17 protein-coding genes, 2 pseudogenes, 1 riboswitch and 1 other annotated feature are annotated in these 17,322 nt (G+C 55.6%); of the genes and pseudogenes, 11 read left to right on the top strand and 8 right to left on the bottom strand.

Annotated elements, in window-relative coordinates; translation table 11 throughout:
* Positions 1 to 132 precede the first annotated feature (132 nt).
* Positions 133 to 831 carry a futalosine hydrolase gene (locus Q7F15_RS17005; protein ID WP_212132682.1) on the top strand — a complete coding sequence of 233 codons (699 nt, stop codon included), beginning with the start codon at positions 133 to 135 and terminating at the stop codon, positions 829 to 831.
* A complete protein-coding gene (locus tag Q7F15_RS17000) occupies positions 828 to 1,658 on the top strand; it encodes a 1,4-dihydroxy-6-naphtoate synthase (protein WP_171565087.1) in 831 nt (276 codons plus the stop codon). Before Q7F15_RS17005 ends, Q7F15_RS17000 begins: the two co-directional genes overlap by 4 nt.
* A 203-nt stretch (positions 1,659 to 1,861) precedes the next feature.
* Here Q7F15_RS17000 and Q7F15_RS16995 read toward each other — a convergent pair whose 3' ends face one another.
* From Q7F15_RS16995 to Q7F15_RS16985, 3 genes are all read right to left on the bottom strand, one after another.
* Positions 1,862 to 2,029 carry a DUF4180 domain-containing protein gene (locus tag Q7F15_RS16995; protein WP_268255225.1) on the bottom strand — a complete coding sequence of 56 codons (168 nt, stop codon included), beginning with the start codon at positions 2,027 to 2,029 and terminating at the stop codon, positions 1,862 to 1,864.
* A 51-nt stretch (positions 2,030 to 2,080) separates the two neighbouring features.
* Positions 2,081 to 2,464: a VOC family protein gene (locus Q7F15_RS16990; RefSeq protein ID WP_212132683.1), complete on the bottom strand. Its 384-nt coding sequence runs from the start codon at positions 2,462 to 2,464 to the stop codon at positions 2,081 to 2,083.
* Positions 2,465 to 2,581: 117 nt separating this feature from the next.
* Positions 2,582 to 3,895, bottom strand: a complete 1,314-nt coding sequence (locus Q7F15_RS16985; protein WP_304414712.1) for a serpin family protein — start codon at positions 3,893 to 3,895, stop codon at positions 2,582 to 2,584.
* Positions 3,896 to 4,129: 234 nt separating this feature from the next.
* On the opposite strand from Q7F15_RS16985, the gene Q7F15_RS16980 reads away from it, so the two are divergent.
* Both Q7F15_RS16980 and Q7F15_RS16975 read left to right on the top strand, forming a co-directional pair.
* The gene (locus Q7F15_RS16980; protein ID WP_230077788.1) at positions 4,130 to 4,525 is read left to right on the top strand and encodes a RidA family protein; all 396 of its coding nucleotides are present in this window, start codon (positions 4,130 to 4,132) and stop codon (positions 4,523 to 4,525) included.
* A gap of 4 nt (positions 4,526 to 4,529) precedes the next feature.
* Positions 4,530 to 4,712: pseudogene (locus Q7F15_RS16975) on the top strand (N-acetyltransferase); the annotation flags it as partial.
* 205 nt (positions 4,713 to 4,917) lie between these two features.
* Here Q7F15_RS16975 and rlmD read toward each other — a convergent pair.
* Positions 4,918 to 6,309 (bottom strand): 23S rRNA (uracil(1939)-C(5))-methyltransferase RlmD, encoded by a 1,392-nt coding sequence (gene rlmD / locus Q7F15_RS16970; protein ID WP_304414711.1) that lies wholly within the window; start codon positions 6,307 to 6,309, stop codon positions 4,918 to 4,920.
* 229 nt (positions 6,310 to 6,538) lie between these two features.
* On the opposite strand from rlmD, the gene Q7F15_RS16965 reads away from it, so the two are divergent.
* The 3 genes and pseudogenes from Q7F15_RS16965 (at position 6,539) to yhfH (ending at position 8,970) form a co-directional block, all read left to right on the top strand.
* A complete protein-coding gene (locus tag Q7F15_RS16965; RefSeq protein ID WP_304414710.1) occupies positions 6,539 to 6,880 on the top strand; it encodes a hypothetical protein in 342 nt (113 codons plus the stop codon).
* 128 nt (positions 6,881 to 7,008) lie between these two features.
* Positions 7,009 to 7,269, top strand: a binding site (T-box leader).
* 90 nt (positions 7,270 to 7,359) lie between these two features.
* Positions 7,360 to 8,606, top strand: a pseudogene (gene ilvA / locus Q7F15_RS16960) (threonine ammonia-lyase IlvA).
* 202 nt (positions 8,607 to 8,808) lie between these two features.
* Positions 8,809 to 8,970, top strand: a complete 162-nt coding sequence (yhfH, locus tag Q7F15_RS16955) for a protein YhfH (RefSeq protein WP_171565080.1) — start codon at positions 8,809 to 8,811, stop codon at positions 8,968 to 8,970.
* Between the two features lie 162 nt (positions 8,971 to 9,132).
* Here yhfH and Q7F15_RS16950 read toward each other — a convergent pair whose 3' ends face one another.
* Positions 9,133 to 10,365, bottom strand: coding sequence for an aminopeptidase (locus Q7F15_RS16950; RefSeq protein WP_304414709.1), 1,233 nt, complete (start codon positions 10,363 to 10,365; stop codon positions 9,133 to 9,135).
* A 185-nt stretch (positions 10,366 to 10,550) separates the two neighbouring features.
* Here Q7F15_RS16950 and Q7F15_RS16945 point away from each other — a divergent pair, with 185 nt between their 5' ends.
* From Q7F15_RS16945 to Q7F15_RS16935, 3 genes are all read left to right on the top strand, one after another.
* Positions 10,551 to 11,108 carry a hypothetical protein gene (locus tag Q7F15_RS16945; protein WP_171565078.1) on the top strand — a complete coding sequence of 186 codons (558 nt, stop codon included), beginning with the start codon at positions 10,551 to 10,553 and terminating at the stop codon, positions 11,106 to 11,108.
* A gap of 163 nt (positions 11,109 to 11,271) precedes the next feature.
* Positions 11,272 to 11,835 (top strand): biotin transporter BioY, encoded by a 564-nt coding sequence (locus tag Q7F15_RS16940; RefSeq protein WP_171565077.1) that lies wholly within the window; start codon positions 11,272 to 11,274, stop codon positions 11,833 to 11,835.
* Between the two features lie 130 nt (positions 11,836 to 11,965).
* Entirely contained in the window at positions 11,966 to 13,312 is a 1,347-nt protein-coding gene (locus Q7F15_RS16935) for a cytochrome P450 (RefSeq protein ID WP_304414708.1), read from the top strand.
* 162 nt (positions 13,313 to 13,474) lie between these two features.
* Here the strand turns inward: Q7F15_RS16935 and Q7F15_RS16930 are convergent, their stop codons facing one another.
* From Q7F15_RS16930 to Q7F15_RS16920, 3 genes are all read right to left on the bottom strand, one after another.
* On the bottom strand, positions 13,475 to 14,851 hold the full coding sequence (locus tag Q7F15_RS16930; RefSeq protein WP_230077791.1) for a sensor histidine kinase: 1,377 nt from the start codon (positions 14,849 to 14,851) through the stop codon (positions 13,475 to 13,477).
* Positions 14,852 to 15,571 carry a response regulator transcription factor gene (locus tag Q7F15_RS16925; RefSeq protein ID WP_171565074.1) on the bottom strand — a complete coding sequence of 240 codons (720 nt, stop codon included), beginning with the start codon at positions 15,569 to 15,571 and terminating at the stop codon, positions 14,852 to 14,854.
* Positions 15,572 to 15,784: 213 nt separating this feature from the next.
* Entirely contained in the window at positions 15,785 to 16,315 is a 531-nt protein-coding gene (locus tag Q7F15_RS16920; protein WP_304414707.1) for a C40 family peptidase, read from the bottom strand.
* Positions 16,316 to 16,407: 92 nt separating this feature from the next.
* Positions 16,408 to 16,549: riboswitch (cyclic di-AMP (ydaO/yuaA leader) on the bottom strand.
* A 303-nt stretch (positions 16,550 to 16,852) separates the two neighbouring features.
* On the opposite strand from Q7F15_RS16920, the gene Q7F15_RS16915 reads away from it, so the two are divergent.
* Positions 16,853 to 17,266: a LiaF transmembrane domain-containing protein gene (locus tag Q7F15_RS16915; RefSeq protein ID WP_171565072.1), complete on the top strand. Its 414-nt coding sequence runs from the start codon at positions 16,853 to 16,855 to the stop codon at positions 17,264 to 17,266.
* Positions 17,267 to 17,322 lie beyond the last annotated feature (56 nt).

Genomic DNA, 17,322 nt, shown 5'->3' with positions numbered 1-17,322 from the left:
CCGAGCACATCGTTTTTGGCAAACAACTTTACAGGAAGACGAGATAGCGATAACGTTGAGGAAGAGTGTGAACGTGCATGAAGGTTGGAAGGATATACGCATCATGAATGAGGAGAGATCAGAGAGATGAAGATGGACCCGCAAACGGGATCGCTTGAAGGTATCGGTCACGAACGGCGGAAAGCGGACATGCGCGTGCTCGTGATGACCGCTGTTCCGGCAGAGAGAGACGCGGTCTTGCGCGGACTGCGCGGCGACCGCCGCTTTGACGTGCTGGCAGGGGGCGTCGGCGCGGCGGCAGCGGCAGCCAGTACGGCGCGGGCCCTGGCTGTTGGCCAGTACGACCTGGTCGTGTCTGCCGGCATCGGCGGCGGATTTACGGGACGGGCGGAAGTGGGCTCCCTGGTGGTGGCGAACGAGATTATCGCCGCAGACCTGGGGGCGGAGACTCCGGACGGCTTCTTGAGCGTGGACGAGCTGGGATTCGGTTCTGCCCGCATCCAGGTCCCCGCTGAGTGGGCGGCCCGTGTGACTGAGGCGCTGCGCGAGGCGGGGCTGCCCGTCAGCACCGGCCCCGTCCTGACGGTAACGACTGTGACAGGCACCGCTGAGACCGCTCGTACATTGGGCGTGCGTGTGCCCGGGGCGGCTGCTGAAGCGATGGAGGGCTATGGCGTGGCTGTTGCCGCCCGTCAATGCGGCCTCCCCGTCCTGGAGGTCCGTGCCATTTCCAACCCGGTCGGACCGCGTGACCGTGCCTCCTGGCGCATCGCGGAGGCGCTGAACGCATTGGAGGCAGCAAGCTCAGTATTCCTGGAGGTGCTACGATGAGAATTGCCTTTTCGCCTTGTCCCAACGACACGTTTGTATTCCACGCCTGGGTGCACGGCCTGATCCCCGGCGCACCCAAGCTGGATGTCACATACGCCGACATCGACATTACCAACGGCCTGGCAGCGGCACCCAACGGGCCGGACGTACTCAAGATTTCGTATGCAGCCCTGCCGTGGGTGCTCAACGAGTACGCGCTGCTCCCGTGCGGAGGGGCGTTGGGCCGGGGGTGCGGACCGCTGGTGCTGACCAAGACTGGCAGCAACGATCCGGGGGTGCTGTCCGGTCGTCGCGTGGCGGTCCCCAGCGAACGCTCAACCGCCTACCTCCTGTTCCGCCTGTGGGCCGCCCGCAACGTGCCGGGAGGTGTTGGCGAGATCGTAGTGATGCCCTTTCACGAAATCATGCCGGCGGTGCGTGACGGCTTGATCGACGCCGGACTGGTCATCCACGAGGCGCGTTTTACGTACCCCTCGTACGGACTCAGCCTATTGGCCGACATGGGAAGCTGGTGGGAAGAAGATACCGGCCTGCCGATTCCGCTGGGGGCGATCATCGCTCGCCGTTCGCTCGATCAAAAGGCCATCGCCGGCTGGATCCGCGCGTCAGTCGAATACGCATGGGCTCACCCGGAAGCGTCGCGTGAGTACGTGCTGCACCACGCGCAAGAGATGGACCCCGATGTGGCAAAAGCGCACATCAACCTGTACGTAAACGAGTTTACCGCCGACCTGGGCGAAGAAGGGTATGAGGCGGTCACCGCTCTGCTCACGCGGGCAGCGGCGGAAGGTCTTGTGCCGGAGGTGGACCCGGCCAAGCTGCGCTGACACGGCCGGTGAATCATGAGACGCAAAAAAGGGGCTATTAGGCCCTTTTTTTGCGTCTGGCCATGCGGGCCCCCCTGCTTTACACGAAAAAATGGGAGCCTGTGTTGCACATGCTCCCGTTCGTGGTTCTGCATTCTGTTTCACATTCACTTTCAAACCGGCTTTTTCCACTTCAATATATTCTTTCTCCCACTTTTTGGCTTTCACGCTGATATCTGGTGAAGTGCCTCTAGGGCGTCGGATTCGGTCTCCTTGAATAAGACCATGTTTCCCTGATTGGATTCGTACATGAAGGCGTTCAGGCTGTTGCTTTGGTAGCTGCTGAAATCACCGACGATCGCGACTTTCATCTGGTAGTTGGTAAAACACAGGGTCTAGTGAAAGCCACTCCAGCGATGGTGCGGCCCGTTCGTTTAACACAGTTACTTCTGTACCAGTTGAATAAGGTTGCCGCATGTATCGTCGAAGACGGCGATTGTGACGTCACCGACTTTGGTCGGCTCCTTCGTAAACTTCACGCCTTGTTCCACCAATCGATTGTATTCTTTCTGAATATCTGCAACGCCAAACATGGTTGCGGGGATGCCATCGGCATAGATCTTCTGCTGATACGCTTTGGCGGCAGGATGATCATTTGGCTCGAGCAACAGCTCGGTACCGTCTTGCTGATCGGGAGAAACAAGCGTGATCCACCTGAATTTCCCCATGGGAACGTCCTGCTTTTTGACAAACCCCAGTGTTTCTGTATAAAACTGCAATGCCTTCTCTTGATCGTCAACCAATACACTCGTAATAATGATGTTCAACATCTGGCAGCCTCCTGATTATGACGTTGGTACTATCTTAACAATCTGGCTTCAAACAGACAAATCCATACAGTGCCACACGTTCCACGCAGCTCGAAAGGAGCAAATGAATCGCTGTTATTCAGCAGGATTTTCGCATATCCCCACAAACAGCAGGCTGCCGTTTGGCGCCGTAATCCCGTAGATAAAGGGCCGGTCAAGAATCATTTCTGCCCGGCTTTCCGGCGGCCTAGAACCGGCATAGGCGATCAGCGTATAGGCGGACGCTTCCACGCCGTTTTCGTCAATCGCGATATGTGTTCCTTGAAGGACTCTAGAAAAAAACGCTGTGTATTCGGTAATACCGCTAAAGTCTGCCCTGGGTGTGAAGGCTGAAATCACGTCAAGTTTTTTGAGAACGTTGGCCAGGTCAAGGTTTGACTGAAAGCTGAATTTGGGGATTTTCCAGATGATTTGCCCATAGCTGTCCTCGCCTTCTTCAAACGTCTTCCGCATTTGCTCGGGGGATGAAAGCAACTCGTACGGAGATACCCCGCGATCCGGCAGGATAAATACCATTTGTCCCCCATTTTTGAGCCCCAGGCCGGCGCGAGTAAACCCCTTTCCTTTTGCATAGCTTCCGGTCCCAAACGTCTGATTCATAAACTCGACGTGTACATCATGACCATCTGCGAGGTGGAACACATCCACGGCTGTTTTCTCTTTATCAAATTGATCAACCCATTCGTCATAGAAGTATACGGTATTCAGGATTGACAGGATTTGATCCGGACTCGTTTCCAGCCTGGGAGACAGTGTACCGTTCGTATTGGCTGATATCCAGGCAGCCATCGCTTTTCCGGCTTCTTCCTTGGCAAAGTCGACAATGTGGGAACTTGCATAGAAATGTTCTGCTGCGTGTTTTACAAAGTCATGTTTGAATTGAACCGGGTTCCCATCGTGCTCTTGATTCATCCAGATGGAATTGGCGATTTTCAGCTTGCCAATGTCATTGTCCCTGTAAAGCGTGCGGTATAAATTTCCTGACTGTTCCAAAAGAAATGCCGGATCGGAAACACCCAATACATGAAGCAATTGTGCCTGTGTCTCGTTCTTAGCACCGGATGCGGCAAGCGACAGCGCAAAGTAGAGCGAGAGAGGGGAGTAATTTACGTTTTTGCCGCCGTTATTCAGGATATGGGGGCTAGTCTTATACGCGAATTCATTGACGGCCTCAATAAAATCATCCGCAACAGGATTTTGCTCGCGAACCTCACTCCATGTGTCATGGTCGTCAAAGGCATAAGCCTTGGGATAAACGACATCCAAGATGGCGCCTGTACGAGGCTGTTCACTGCCTGGTTTGGGAACCAAAAGACTAATGCCAACCAGCAATGCGACACAAGCCGTGAGAGCCGCCCATTTATACCAGGCGGGTTTTCTTTTTTTCATGCACAGTACCACTCCTTTCTTTTTTCATTGCCGTCTTTCCATGAATGCCGACAGCGGTGTAAGGTTTGAAAATATGGCATTTTTTGGCAGATGATTGTTTATTATACCCCATGATTTATGTATACTGTAGAAAACTTACTTTTTAAGAGAAAGGGAGTGTCCGCACTCAAAATAGAGATCGCGAACATGCGTGTCATCACGGTAAACAATCCAACATGACGAGGTGTTGCTGTAATGAGCGGAAAAATTACCAGAACCAATCCCGCAACTGTCCCGGCGCCAGTTGGGAAGTACACGCACATCACCAAAATCCCGAGAGGTGCCGAACTGTTTGTGGCATCAGGACAAATCGGCGTAACCCCTCAAGGGGAGATACCAGCGGCTTTGAATGAGCAGGTGGTTCATACATTTGCCAATATCAAGGCAATTCTGGAATCGGAAAACTTGACAAGCGAACATATTATTAAAGTGAATATCTGGGCCACGGAAAAACTTGATTGGGATTTCTTCTACGCCGAGTGGGACAAGTTATTCGGAAATGACTATCCTGCGATGACCGTTGGCTATATTACTGCACTGGGCTTGCCTGAAATTAAAATTGAAATCGAAATATGGGCTGCCAGAGTATAGCAACCGCTCGCTCATGCAAAAAGCGGAAGAGCGGGCAATACAGGAAGGCCGCTCGCTTTTGATGCTCGACACGAGGGAAGGAGATCGGTCCAATTACCTCTATACGTCGATCGGTTTTGTCGAAGCGGGACGAATCCCTCGATACGCCCAATCAGCAAACGGGGAACTCCATGCAACCGTTATTTAATATAAAACGTTGTAATTACAGCAAAAAGACACGGAACAGCAATTCCGTGTCTCCGTGTGCAGACAAAGTCCATGGCGCATGGGTGGTAGGGACTGCTCGCTCTCTTGACGCCCCGCAAAGAAGCAGATCGCGTCCGCACCAAAACGCGACGCGGGCAGGGGGCAAACAGCCCCTTGGTATCAGGGGTGTCAGAAAAACAACGGACTTACTCTTTTGCCCCTCTCAAAGTAAGCAACACCACACTCTCCACATGACTCGTATGCGGAAACATATCCAACGGCTGGACGCTGACAAGCTCATAGCGGGCCAGCAGCTTCGCCACGTCTTTGCCCAGAGTGGACGGATTGCAGGAGACGTAGACGATCCGCTGTGGCTGCACCTCCAGGAGGGAGCGGATCAGGGCGTCGTCCAGTCCGGTGCGGGGCGGGTCAACCACGACCACGTCCGGTTTTACGCCCTGCTTGGCCCACTTCGGCATCAGCACCTCGGCGCGGCCGACGTGGAAGGTGGCGTTGGCGGCCCCGTTTTTCTCGGCGTTGCGGCGGGCATCCTCGACTGCATCGGGAATCAATTCGATGCCCCGGACTTCCCGGGCGTACGGCGCCAGCCAGAGGGCGATTGTCCCCGTGCCGCAGTAGAGGTCCAGCACCAGTTCGCTGCCGGTCAGCCCGGCGGCTTTTTTCACTTCCTCGTACAGCTTGCGCGTCTGCTCCGGGTTCAGCTGGAAAAAGGCGCGGGCCGACAGGTCAAACGACAGCTCCCCCAACTGCTCCGCGATCGACGGTTTTCCCCAGAGCTGGCGGGTGGAGTCGCCGAAGATCAGCGACGTCTTTTTTCGATTGACGTTCTGCACGATGCTGACCAGGCCGGGCAGACGGGTGCGCAGTTCCAGGATCAGTTCCTTGACGCGCGGAAACTCCTCGGTCGCCGTCACCAGCGTGAGCTGCGTCTCGCCTGTGGCAAAGGCCACGCGGGCGACGATGGTGCGGATGACACCGGTCCGTTTTCGTTCATCGTACGCGGGAATGCCCAGCTCCTCCATGATCTGCCGCGCCGTGCGGACGATCTCGTTCGTCGCCTCGTGCTGCACGCGGCATTCCTCCAGGTCAACGAGGCGGTGGCTGCCGGTCTGGTACAGGCCGGCCACCAGCCGGCCGTTCTGCCGTCCTACCTGAAACTGCGCCTTGTTGCGGTAGCCCCAGGGGTTGTCCATGCCGATCGTCTCCGCCACCGGCGGATTCTCCAGCCGGGCGTACTTGCGCAGCGATTCGATCACCAGCTCCCGCTTGCTGGCCAATTGGGCCTGGTAATCCATGTGCTGCAGGCTGCAGCCGCCGCATTCCTCATAGACCGGACAGGGCGGCTCGACCCGCGCAGGGGAGCGCTCCACCACGCGCACCAGTCGGGCGATGGCGTACGTTTCCTTGACGTCCGTCACTTCGGCGTGCACCACCTCCCCGGGCAAGGCCTTATCCACAAAGACGATTTTTCGTTTGTAATAGCCGATGCCTTCGCCGTTGATGCCGAGACTTTTGATCGTCAGGGTTATCTGCTGGCCGACGCGAATGGCGGCTTCCTTTTGCGACGATTTGTTCATGCGTGCCGATCTCCTTCACAGGTGGTTGTCCCTTCATTATACCGCTGCCTGGACCTGTGCCAAAATGAATTCGCTCCACACCTGCTTTTCCGGCAGAATTTTTCCGTCCCGTTTTTGTCATCACAATCCGAAGGGACAGCGCCGCCAATCTGACCATGATGCGGCTTTCTCCCTTGTCCCGTTTTTTGCTATAATAGGGCAGAAAAAAACGAGGGAGTTGTGACGAAAGATGCAAGAGCTGTTTGACAAAATGAAGGAATATCTGAACATGGATACGGAGATTTCCTTTGAAGAGTTTGACGGATACTATAAGAAAGTGGTTGCGTTTCTGAACGACAACTGGACCAGTTTGAACGAGGACGAGACGCTGCACATGCTGTTCATCCTCGACAACCTGAAGTCCAACGGCGAGGATCGCGCCAAGCGCAAGGAAAAAGAGGCGAAAAAGTACGCCAAGATGGCACAGCGTTCGGAAATCTGGGCTACTGCGCTGATCAAGCGTCTGCGCGATGCCGGCATGAGCGATGAGGAGATCGGCAAGCGCTACGAAGCGATCTACGAAGCGGTGTAACTATCTTAGCAAAACCAAGTGGGGACGGCGGACCCCGCTTTTTTATTTGGCGGGGGAAGTGGCAAAGCATTGACAATGCATGGCAAAATGACTATAATTTCTTACTAATTTAAATAGTTCTTTTTGGTTGAACAGCGCGGAAAAGGACGAGTAAAAACAGAAGCGGCGCACAGAGAGCTGTCCCTCGTGCTGAAAGGACAGCCGCTGGCCTGTTTTGAATATCACCTTGGAGCTGTGCCTTGGAAAGAACGGGATCGCCGATTTGAGTACAGGGCAACGGTCACGCCCCCGTTACCGGGCGGGAGTTCTGCTCAGGGGAACTCGCCGAGTCTGTTTTTCGCGAGGAAAGCAGAGAAGCTGAGTGGTACCGCGATGCCCTCGCCTCAGCCAGTCGTGCGCGATGCGCCGAAGGCTGGAGGCGGGGGCTTTTGCATGTTCCGCGCTGCCGATATCACCATCAGGGGAGGAGCAAAAAACACATGCCTGCTGTCAACATGGAAGACATCATCGTCGCCAACCATTTGCTCAAAGACGTAATCGAGAAAACGCCGCTGCAGCGAAACAAGCTCCTGTCCGAGCGGTATGGCTGCAACGTCTACTTGAAGCGGGAAGATTTGCAGGTAGTGCGCTCGTTCAAAATTCGCGGCGCCTACAACCTGATCCGCCACCTTTCGGATGAACAGCGGCAAAGGGAGTGGTCTGCGCCAGCGCCGGAAACCACGCGCAGGGCGTGGCCTACTCCTGCCGGCTGCTGCAGATTCGCGGCCATATTTTCATGCCGGCTACGACGCCGCGGCAGAAAGTGTCGCAGGTCAAGCTGTTCGGAGGTGAGTATGTCGACGTAGTGCTGGTCGGCGACACGTTTGACGATTCGTTTGCGGAGGCGATGTCCTACTGTCTGGAACAGAACATGACGTTCGTCCATCCGTTTGACGATCCGCTGGTGATTGCCGGACAGGGCACGGTCGGAGCGGAAATCATGAACGATATGGCGGAGCCGATCGATTACCTGTTTGTGAGCATCGGCGGCGGGGGACTGGCTGCGGGCGTCGGCACGTACGTGAAGGGAGTCAGTCCGTCCACCCGCATAATCGGGGTGGAACCGGCCGGCGCTCCCTCGATGACGGAGGCGCTGGCCAGGGGAGACGTCGTCACGCTGGAGGAGATCGACAAGTTCGTGGACGGGGCGGCGGTCAAACAGGTGGGACAGCTCACCCGCGAAATCTGCAAAGAGATCGTGGACGACATCGTGCTGGTGCCGGAAGGAAAAGTATGCACCACGATTTTGGAACTGTACAACGAGAACGCCATCGTCGTCGAACCAGCCGGGGCCCTGCCGATTGCCGCGCTTGACGCCTGCCGCGAGCAGATTGCAGGGAAAAACGTCGTCTGCGTCATCAGCGGGGGCAACAACGACATCGACCGGATGCAGGAAATCAAGGAGCGTTCCCTGCTGTATGAAGGCTTGAAACATTACTTCATCATCAATTTTCCGCAGCGGGCCGGAGCGCTGCGCGAGTTTATCGACAAAGTGCTGGGGCCGCACGATGACATCGTCCGTTTCGAGTACACGAAAAAGAACAACAAGGATAACGGGCCGGCACTTGTCGGAATCGAGCTGAAGTGCAGAGAGGACTATCAGCCGTTGGTGGACCGGATGAATAAGCATGGCATTCGCTACGTGGAGGTAACCAAGGACCCGACACTGTTTAACCTGCTGATCTGATCAAAACATGTCCAGGGTGCGCTTGTGTTGTAAAACAGCGCGGAAAAATCAAAAAAGTATTAATACAGCGAAAGCAGGAGAAACGGACAGAAAACAGAAGCAAGCGAGCGAAAATGCGCCGTAATGTTTTATAACAACGTTTTATAAAACAACCCCTGTTATAATACAATAACCTCAACGAACACGTCGGGAGGTTATAATCATGACGCCGATCGCCACCTTTTTCCGCAATCTGGAAGCCAAATGTTGCACCGTGTGCGGCCAAGCGATGACAGAGCAGGCTGAATCCTACATGACCGAGTGCTTTGACTGCCAGGAAAAAATAGCGAAGGATGCCTACCTGCGCCATTACAACAAGCGGTAAGCATCCATCCGTTTAAGAGAGGAGAGCCGCCAGGGCAGCCGTTCCCGTATCAGTCTTTCGCGCAAGCGGAGAAGTGCAGGGAGACAGCCGCAGCCGGGCGGCTTTTTTTTTTTTTTGTCTGCTCCCGGACCGACGTCGGCCCGGAAGCAGGAAGGATGTTGTTTAGAACGCCCAGTTTCCGTTTCGGAAGATGGGCTCGCGTGTGCCGTCGGCCAGTTCCCCGTCGATGTCCATTTCCGCCGAACCGATCATGAAATCGACGTGCATGAGGCTGGTGTTGAGACCGCGCTGCTCCATTTCCTCGGGGGAGAGGTTGTCTCCGCCCTCCAGGCAGACCGGATAGGCATTCCCGATCGCCAAATGGTTGGAGGCATTTTCGTCGATCAGCGTGTTGTAAAAAATCAGGTTGGACTGGGAGATGGGCGATTGATGCGGCACCAGGGCCACTTCTCCCAGGTAGCGGGAGCCTTCATCCGTCTCGATCAGCTTCTGCAATACGTCAAAGCCCGTCTCTGCCGTCACTTCCACGATGCGTCCCCGCTCGAAACGGAGTGTAAAGTTCTCGATCAGATTGCCGTTGTGGCTCAACGGCATCGTGCTGGAAACGACGCCGTTCACCCCGTCTTTCAACGGAGCGGTGTAGACTTCTTCCGTCGGGATGTTGGCTGTAAACGGTACGCCGTTTGCGGTCACACTGGCTCCTCCTTGCCAGCGGTGACCGGGCGGCAGTTGGACCGACAGGTCGGTGCCGGGCGCTTTAAAGTGAAGGCAGCGGTACTGCTTGCCGTTCAAGTAGGTCACCTTTTCGTTCAGTGCTGCTTGATGGTTCCGCCAGGCTGTCACCGGGTCGTCCACGTCTGTCCGGGTGGCGCGGAAGATGGCATTCCACAGGGCGCTCACCTGCTCGCTTTCGGGCAGGTTCGGGAAGACTTTTGCGGCCCATGCAGGAGAGGGAGCGGCGATCACCGACCAGCTGACGCTGTTGTTCATCGTGTAGTTGCGAAACGTGTACATGGCAGTTCTCATCGCTTTGTCGGCAGCGGCGATCCGCTCCGGATTGACTCCCTTGAGCAGATCGGGGTCGGTCGCGATGATAAAAAGAAACGCAGCCCCGTTCTCGGCCAGCTCCTCGTACGCTTTTGCTCTCCACATCGGGTATTCCGTCAGCGCTTCATACGGGGCGAGATCGTACTGGAGCCGGGTTAGTTCATCGTCCGTCCATTCGGTATACACGTGTTTGGCTCCGGTCAGGTAAGCTGTTTTGGCAATCTTGCGGACCAGTTCGGCCGTGCAGAGGGGGGCGTTGATGACAAGGGTTTGCCCCGGCTGGACATTGACGCCGATTTTCACAGCCAATTCGGCGTAGCGATCAAGCATGCGATCAGCAGCGTTCATGAAAAACCTCCTCGTCAGAATATGTAGTGTTGGCAGACAGGCAGTCAGATAACTGGATGTTGTTTTAATACTATACCAGTTTATGGATTGTGTATAGATAATGGAGTATAAGTCGTTCTTGCCAAACGGAAAAAAGACGGGCATCCTAGTAGCGTGTGCCATTCGGATGGAAAGGAGGAGCGGAGGTGTTTCATCCGCTGGTGTTCGACAATATCCGGGTCGTGCTGGAAGGAGTGGTGTACGATCGGGATTTCGAGGGAGCCATCATCATCACGGGCCGCTCCGACGTGATGGACCTGGCTACATTTGAGCGGCTGTTTCAGATTGAATTCCGTCAGGCAGGTAAGGCTGATGGTGACACGGCGGTGACGGCGCAGATCCAGCTGCGCACCTCGCTGGCAGACATTGCGGCGGAGCAGCTGGACAAGCCGCTGACAGAGCATGTGGGCTGCACGATCTGCATCCATTATTTCCTGGAGATCAGCGACGTGCCGCGGGAGACAGAAGCGATCACCGCGATTCTCAACGAGGTGTGGGGACACCGGCCGCACATCACGCAGACGGTCAAGGCGCGTTTAGACGAGCATCGGCAGGAGTGGCCGCCGCAGCGCTTTGCCAATCAGATCACGCTCGATTTTCACCGCAAGATCGACGAGGGCAACATAGAGGACTTGCGCCGCCTGATCGATCACACGGTCGATTCGCTGATTCACCTCCAGGCGTACTGCGACCGCCGCGCATAGCCGAAACGATCGGGAATGGAAAGCGCGAGCCTCCCGCCTGTCTGCCTGACGATTCGGCGTGCCTCAATACCTCCCGTTTTGCCATTTACATTTGTTCGGACAGGCATTATGATTAAAGTGTTAACTCATCTTATGTTTTGGTTGACAAAAACGGGAGGTTACCATGAGAAACGAACGATTGAGATGGATGCTCTTATCTGCTGTGTTTGCCGCTGTGACGGCCGTTTTTTCGCAAATCACAATTCCCCTGCCGCTGATTCCGATTACCGGACAGACACTGGCGGTCGGTTTGGCCGCCACCATTCTCGGCAGTCGGTACGGCACGCTGGCGATGATCATTTACGTGCTGCTGGGCGCGGTCGGTCTGCCGGTTTTCTCGGGGGCGAGCGGCGGACTCCAGGTGCTGGCCGGCAAATCCGGTGGATACATTTTCGGTTTCATTCTGACTGCCTACATTACCGGCCTGATCCTGGAGAAAACCCGATTCTCCATTGGCTGGGCGCTGGTGGCCAACCACGTCGGCATGGTTGTGACACTGGTTTGCGGCGTGATTCAGCTCAAGTACGTGCTGGACATTCCGTGGAGCGCCGCGATCATGAGCGGCGGCGTTTCCTTTTTGCTGGTGGGAGTCATCAAGGCCGTGCTGGCCGCCTGGATCGGCATCAAGGTGCGCGAGCGGCTGGTGTCCAACCGGCTGGTGCAGGTGGACAAGCCGACCCTTTCGTAAACAGAAGAGAGACCGCCTGATAATTCAGGCGGTTTGTTTTTTTGACGCTGCCCAAGGGCGTTTGTGGTATAAGGTGCCGGGCCGGATGGATACTAGAGACGAGCACTGATACTGGGAAAGGATGTCTGCGATGAACCTGACAACGATTCCCGCCCCCAAAGGGCTGCCCATATCCGGCCATTTGCTCGCCTTTCGCCGCGATCCACTCGGCTTTTTGCAGAGGGCTGCGGAACAGCACGGCGATGTCGTCCATTTTCGTTTTGGTCCCAGCCGGCACATGTATCTCTTGACCAATCCCGAACACATCAAGGAAGTGCTGGTCACCAAACAGTCCCACTTTCGCAAGGCCAAAGGACTGCAGGTGGCGCGTGCAGTGGTGGGAGACGGCATTCTCACCAGCGAGGGACAAAAGCACATGCGGCAGCGCCGGCTGATGCAGCCTGCTTTTCGCCGGGAGCGGATCGCCGCTTACGCCGACGTGATGGTCCGTCAGGGGCTCGCCATGATGGACCGGTGGAAAGACGGCGATATCCGTGACGTGCACCAAGACATGATGAAAGTAACGCTGGCGATTATCACCGAGACGATGTTCGGCAAAGGGTTGACGGAAGGTGTCGAGAAGATCGGCCGCGCCATCGAAATCGGGCTGCAGTACGTGTCGAACAAGGCTTCGGCGATAATCGACATTCCGCTCGGCGTGCCGACGCCGCAAAACCAGAAGTTTCAGGAGGCGGCGAAGACGCTGGACAAAACCATATACGAGATCATCGAGGAACGGCGGAGGAATGGCGGGGAAGGACGGAACGACCTGTTGGCCATGCTGCTGGCCGCGCGTGACGAAGAGGACGGGCAGGGCATGACAGACGAGCAGGTACGTGACGAGGTGATGACCATTTTTGTCGCCGGCCACGAGACGACCGCCAACACCATGTCGTGGATCTGGTACCTGCTGGCCACCCATCCCGAAGCGGAACGAAAGCTGTGGACAGAACTGGACGAGGTGCTGGGCGGACGGCTGCCGACGGCAGAGGATGTCCCGCGGCTTGTCTATACCAATCAGATCATCAGCGAAACCCTGCGGCTTTATCCCGCGGCCTGGGTGATTAACCGGGAAGTGGTGGACGAAGTGGAGATCGGAGGGCACGTGTACCGTCCGGGTGAGACGCTGATGATGAGTCAGTATGTGATGCACCGCAGCAGCCGCTATTTCGACAACCCGGACCAATTCATCCCGGAACGGTTCGGCGGCGATTTGCTGAAGCGAATTCCCGCATTCGCCTACTTTCCGTTTGGCGGCGGGCCGCGCATCTGCATCGGCAACAACTTTGCGCTGATGGAGGCGGCGCTGCTGCTGGCCACGATCGCCCAGCGCTTCCGCCTGCGGCTGGCCGAACCGGGACAGCGGGTGGAGCCGGAGCCGCTGGTTACCTTGCGTCCGAAAAACGGGTTGAAGATGCGGCTGGAGGTGCGGAAATAAAGGGGGATAAAAAAAGAGGCATCTTTCCACCGAGCATGACCGCTTGATGTCAGATACCAAAAATGGGGGTTATTTATCACGGAAAGCAACATGCTTGCTTACAAGAGATACTGTATCAGATAAAAATAAAGTGAATATTAACCATCAATAAATTGAAATAAATTATGGTTGAAAAAACGGGATCGTAAAGGAAAAGCAGCTGCCCACGCCCAGCTCGCTGCTTGCGGTGATCACGCCGCCGTGGCGCTGGACGATGCTCTGACAGATGGGCAGACCCAGGCCGGTGCCGCCGTTGTTCCGGTTGCGTGATTTTTCTGCGCGGTAAAATTTGGTGAACACCTTGGGCAGGTCCTCCGGCGCGATGCCCTCTCCCTTGTCGATCACGGAAAAGAGCACGTGCCCGTCCCGCTGATCGCAGGTAAGCAGGATGGACCCATTTGGCTTGTTGTAGTAGATGGCGTTGTTCAGCAGGTTTTCCAGCACGCGGCGCAGTTTGGCCTCGTCCGCCTCGATGTGCAGTTCGTTGGAGACGCGCAGCTTCCACTGAAACGACAGCCCCGCCTCCTTGATGCGCACCAGGTAGTCTTCGATGACGCCTTTGACAAAACTTTTTACGTGGATGCGGCTGATGTTCAGCTTGATCTCCAAGCTTTGCTGGCTAAAATCCTGCAGCTCGTCCAGCAGCTTTTCCAGATCAGCCGTTTTTTCCTCGATCTTGCGCATCTGTTTTTGAATGCGCTTGACATCGGTGACGCGTCCCGAGCCGATGTAGGAGGCATAGCCCTTGATGGTCGTCAGCGGCGTGCGAAAGTCGTGGGCGATGGCCGAGATCAGTTCGGACTGTCGGTCTTCGGCCTCGCGAAGCTCGTTTACCATGTCGGAAAAGTAGTCGAACAGCTGGCCAAACTCGTCCTGCGAGCGGTAGCTAAACGAGACGTAGCGCTTGCCTTCACGGATTTCCTGGGTCACGCGGGACAGTTCGCTGACCGGCCGCAAGATCCAACGGACAAAGAAGGTGAGCAGAATAAGGCCGACCAGCGCGATGCTGCCGTAGATGAACCACAGCATCATCGAGACGCCTTTGGTGGCGAGAATGTCCGATTCATCCGTGTAAAAGTAGATGATGGTATGTCCCTGACGCGGGGGTTCGTGCTGAAAGTGGTATTCCGCCACCACTTTCAGATCGCTTTTCTCCTGGGCGGCGGGATTGGATGTATGCGGGTTTTTCAGGTTGTAAGCCTGAGATGTCTTGATGTAAATGGCGTTGCCGTCCGCATCCGTGACGACCATTTTGTACATCAGGTCTTCCGGAAGCTGTGTCTCCAGCTCCCGACGCTCGGACGGGTCCTTGAACACGCTCGAGTTCAACAACTGATTGACCCGCACCTTTTCCGCCGTTTCCTTTTCATACCGGTACTGGTTGTGCCGGTCCGTCTTCAACTGCTCGACGATGATGTCTTCAAAAACGAACTTGAACAAAAGCAGGTTGAGTGTGATCAAGCCGATAAACGAGAGGAACAGCTTCTTTCGGATGCTCATCTACACTTTCTCCCCGATGAACACGTACCCCGTCCCCCATTGCGTTTTGATGAACTGGCGATCCTTCTCCAGTTTTTCGCGCAGGTTCTTGATGTGCACGGTAACCGTATTGAGCGAGCCGTATCCGTAGCCCCAGACGCGGTCGTAAATCTGCTCCCGCGTAAAGACGATGCCCGCGTTTTCGGCCAGAAAGGTAAGCAGTTGAAACTCCTTGGTGGACAGATCAACTTTTTGGTCGTTGACGTAAACGGAGTACGTTTCCTTGTGAATTTCCAGCCCCTTGAACTTCAGGACAGTAATGGAGGATGCTGCTCTCTCTTTCTCTGCCGCCTCCTCACTGTAACGGCGAATGCGTTCGTAGCGGCGCAGGTGGGCGCGGATGCGGGCAAGCAATTCCTCCGTGTCAAACGGCTTGGTGATGTAGTCGTCGGCTCCGATCTCAAAGCCGACCACCTTGTCTACCGCCTTGCCCTTGGCACTGAGAAAAAGGATGGGCAGTTCCCACTCGCGGCGAATCTGCGAGCAGAGCTCATAGCCGCTCATGCCGGGCATCATGATGTCAAGCAGAATCAGATTGGGCTTGGTGCCTGCGTTCAACAGCTCCAACGCCTGCTCACCGTTTACTGCCGTGGACACATCGTATCCTTCGCTTCCCAAAATATCTTCCAGCATTTCGAGAATTTCCTCATTGTCGTCCACTATCAAAACATGGTCTTTCACCGGAACTCTCCCCCAGTCACCAGATGTGTTCTGGTCCTGTTTCTTTCATCATAATATCACGGTTCGTCCTGATGCGGGGGACAGATTCCTGGCACCCGCACGGACAAGCCGCGTCAGCGTAGAAAAGATGGATGTTACTACCTCTTGACACCAGGTGCTAAATGTAGCCAGAAAAAGCCAGAGACCTGTCGTCCCTGGCTCAATGTGCGTCGGTTACTGCTGTTGTGCTGAAGTCTGCTGTTGTTGTGGATTCGGTTGTTGTTGTTGTTGTGCATTCTGCTGTTGTTGCGTCGATTGTTCTTGCTGCTGCGACGGCTGTGTGGCCTCGGGCAGCGATGCTGCTTGTACAGGTTTCTTTTTCTGTGGATTCTGCGGAGCTTCGGCAATGGCAGGCAGCGCAATCCGCTTGGCACCCACAAAGCGCTTGCTCCAGTAATACGGATCGTTCAGCTTCGTGTTGACGACTCCTCTGCCGCTCTCCGAGTGTACAAACAAGCCATTTCCGATGTAGATGCCCACGTGTGAAACGCTGTGCCCGTTGGTGTTGAAAAAGACCAGGTCACCGGGCTGGAGATCGTTGCGGGACACCGGTACTCCCAACTTGAATTGGGCAGACGACGAATGAGGCAGATCTACACCCAGCGCATGAAACACATAGCGCGTAAAGCCGGAGCAGTCAAATCCGTTTTTGGTTGTGCCGGACGACTTGTAAGGAACACCATACAGGCTGTTGACAACACCCATCAGGGTTTTTTCCTCCTGGGCGTGTGCAGCGCCTGCTCCTATTGCAAGCATCCCGGCGATGAAGAGAGTAACCACCGTTTTGCGCAAAAGAAACTGCTCCTTTCCTAAGCCTACGAGGTTAGCTGATGGGTTCGGTCGAAAGGAATGCCCTAGGCGGCCGGCAGGCGGCTGCCATTCACCCCGAAAAACGTGGGTCCCCCGTTTCCGCACCGCGGAATTCGGCTAAATTCGATGTTTTTTACACGCACCTCAGCACAATTCAACACTTGTCCGATTTTTCCTGTCTTTTTTTGGTGGAGTTCATAATTTTGTCACAATTTGCACCCTCAAGCAGGAAACGATTCGTGTCAGATCACGTCAGCGCATGGTTCACCACATCTCGCCAGGGTGCTTGTCCGATTGCGGAAGGAAGGTGCCTCCGCCCCGGGTCGGAGGGAAAAACCAACCGCCCGCCCGTTATGACGAGACCTGTCAGCCGTCTACAATAAAGCCATAAGGGTGACACCCAAACAAAGTCGATGGGAGGGTAAGCAGTTAATGAGCGAACGGTCTGGAAAAGTGCTTCTCGGACTGATCCTGCTGCTCATTGGGGGATTAGTCATACTCGATCAGCTTGGCATTGACAGCAGTGAGCTGCTCCGCGTGCTGATTCCCGGGCTGATCATGTTGTACGGCGCCCGCAAAATGATGAGCAGCTCAGGTTCCCGGTTTACCGGCGGCCTGATCCTTCTGATCGGGTTCCTGATGCTGATCGGCAAATTGCATGTTTTGTTCCACGCCGTGCTGGCCATTGGTGTCATGTACCTGGGCTTCCGCCTGCTTCGCCAACGGGATGTGCCGGATCAAACGGTTCCGACCGTCGGGGAGCGGCAGTGGGCACAGCGCGTGCTGCAAGACGATGACGTATTGGATCGATGGGAGAAAAGTGTAACCAGGCGGCAGCAGCCGTAATCCTCGCATCGGCATTGCCGGATCGCAGGACAAGGTTGTTAATCCAACGAGAATCA

This window comes from Brevibacillus aydinogluensis, from assembly GCF_961514395.1.
Classification (GTDB): Bacteria; Bacillota; Bacilli; order Brevibacillales; family Brevibacillaceae; genus Brevibacillus; species Brevibacillus aydinogluensis.
This window is presented reverse-complemented; position numbering and strand designations above follow the sequence as displayed.

Coding starts and splice junctions, on each gene's coding strand:
- Q7F15_RS16920 (WP_304414707.1), bottom strand. CDS start 16,315: ATGGGTGTTGTCAACAGCCTGTATGGTGTTCCTTACAAGTCGTCCGGC.
- Q7F15_RS16985 (WP_304414712.1), bottom strand. CDS start 3,895: ATGAAAAAAAGAAAACCCGCCTGGTATAAATGGGCGGCTCTCACGGCT.
- Q7F15_RS16965 (WP_304414710.1), top strand. CDS start 6,539: ATGCAAGAGCTGTTTGACAAAATGAAGGAATATCTGAACATGGATACG.
- rlmD (WP_304414711.1), bottom strand. CDS start 6,309: ATGAACAAATCGTCGCAAAAGGAAGCCGCCATTCGCGTCGGCCAGCAG.
- Q7F15_RS16950 (WP_304414709.1), bottom strand. CDS start 10,365: ATGAACGCTGCTGATCGCATGCTTGATCGCTACGCCGAATTGGCTGTG.
- Q7F15_RS16930 (WP_230077791.1), bottom strand. CDS start 14,851: ATGAGCATCCGAAAGAAGCTGTTCCTCTCGTTTATCGGCTTGATCACA.
- Q7F15_RS16935 (WP_304414708.1), top strand. CDS start 11,966: ATGAACCTGACAACGATTCCCGCCCCCAAAGGGCTGCCCATATCCGGC.
- Q7F15_RS16915 (WP_171565072.1), top strand. CDS start 16,853: ATGAGCGAACGGTCTGGAAAAGTGCTTCTCGGACTGATCCTGCTGCTC.
- Q7F15_RS17005 (WP_212132682.1), top strand. CDS start 133: ATGGACCCGCAAACGGGATCGCTTGAAGGTATCGGTCACGAACGGCGG.
- Q7F15_RS17000 (WP_171565087.1), top strand. CDS start 828: ATGAGAATTGCCTTTTCGCCTTGTCCCAACGACACGTTTGTATTCCAC.
- Q7F15_RS16980 (WP_230077788.1), top strand. CDS start 4,130: ATGAGCGGAAAAATTACCAGAACCAATCCCGCAACTGTCCCGGCGCCA.
- Q7F15_RS16940 (WP_171565077.1), top strand. CDS start 11,272: ATGAGAAACGAACGATTGAGATGGATGCTCTTATCTGCTGTGTTTGCC.
- yhfH (WP_171565080.1), top strand. CDS start 8,809: ATGACGCCGATCGCCACCTTTTTCCGCAATCTGGAAGCCAAATGTTGC.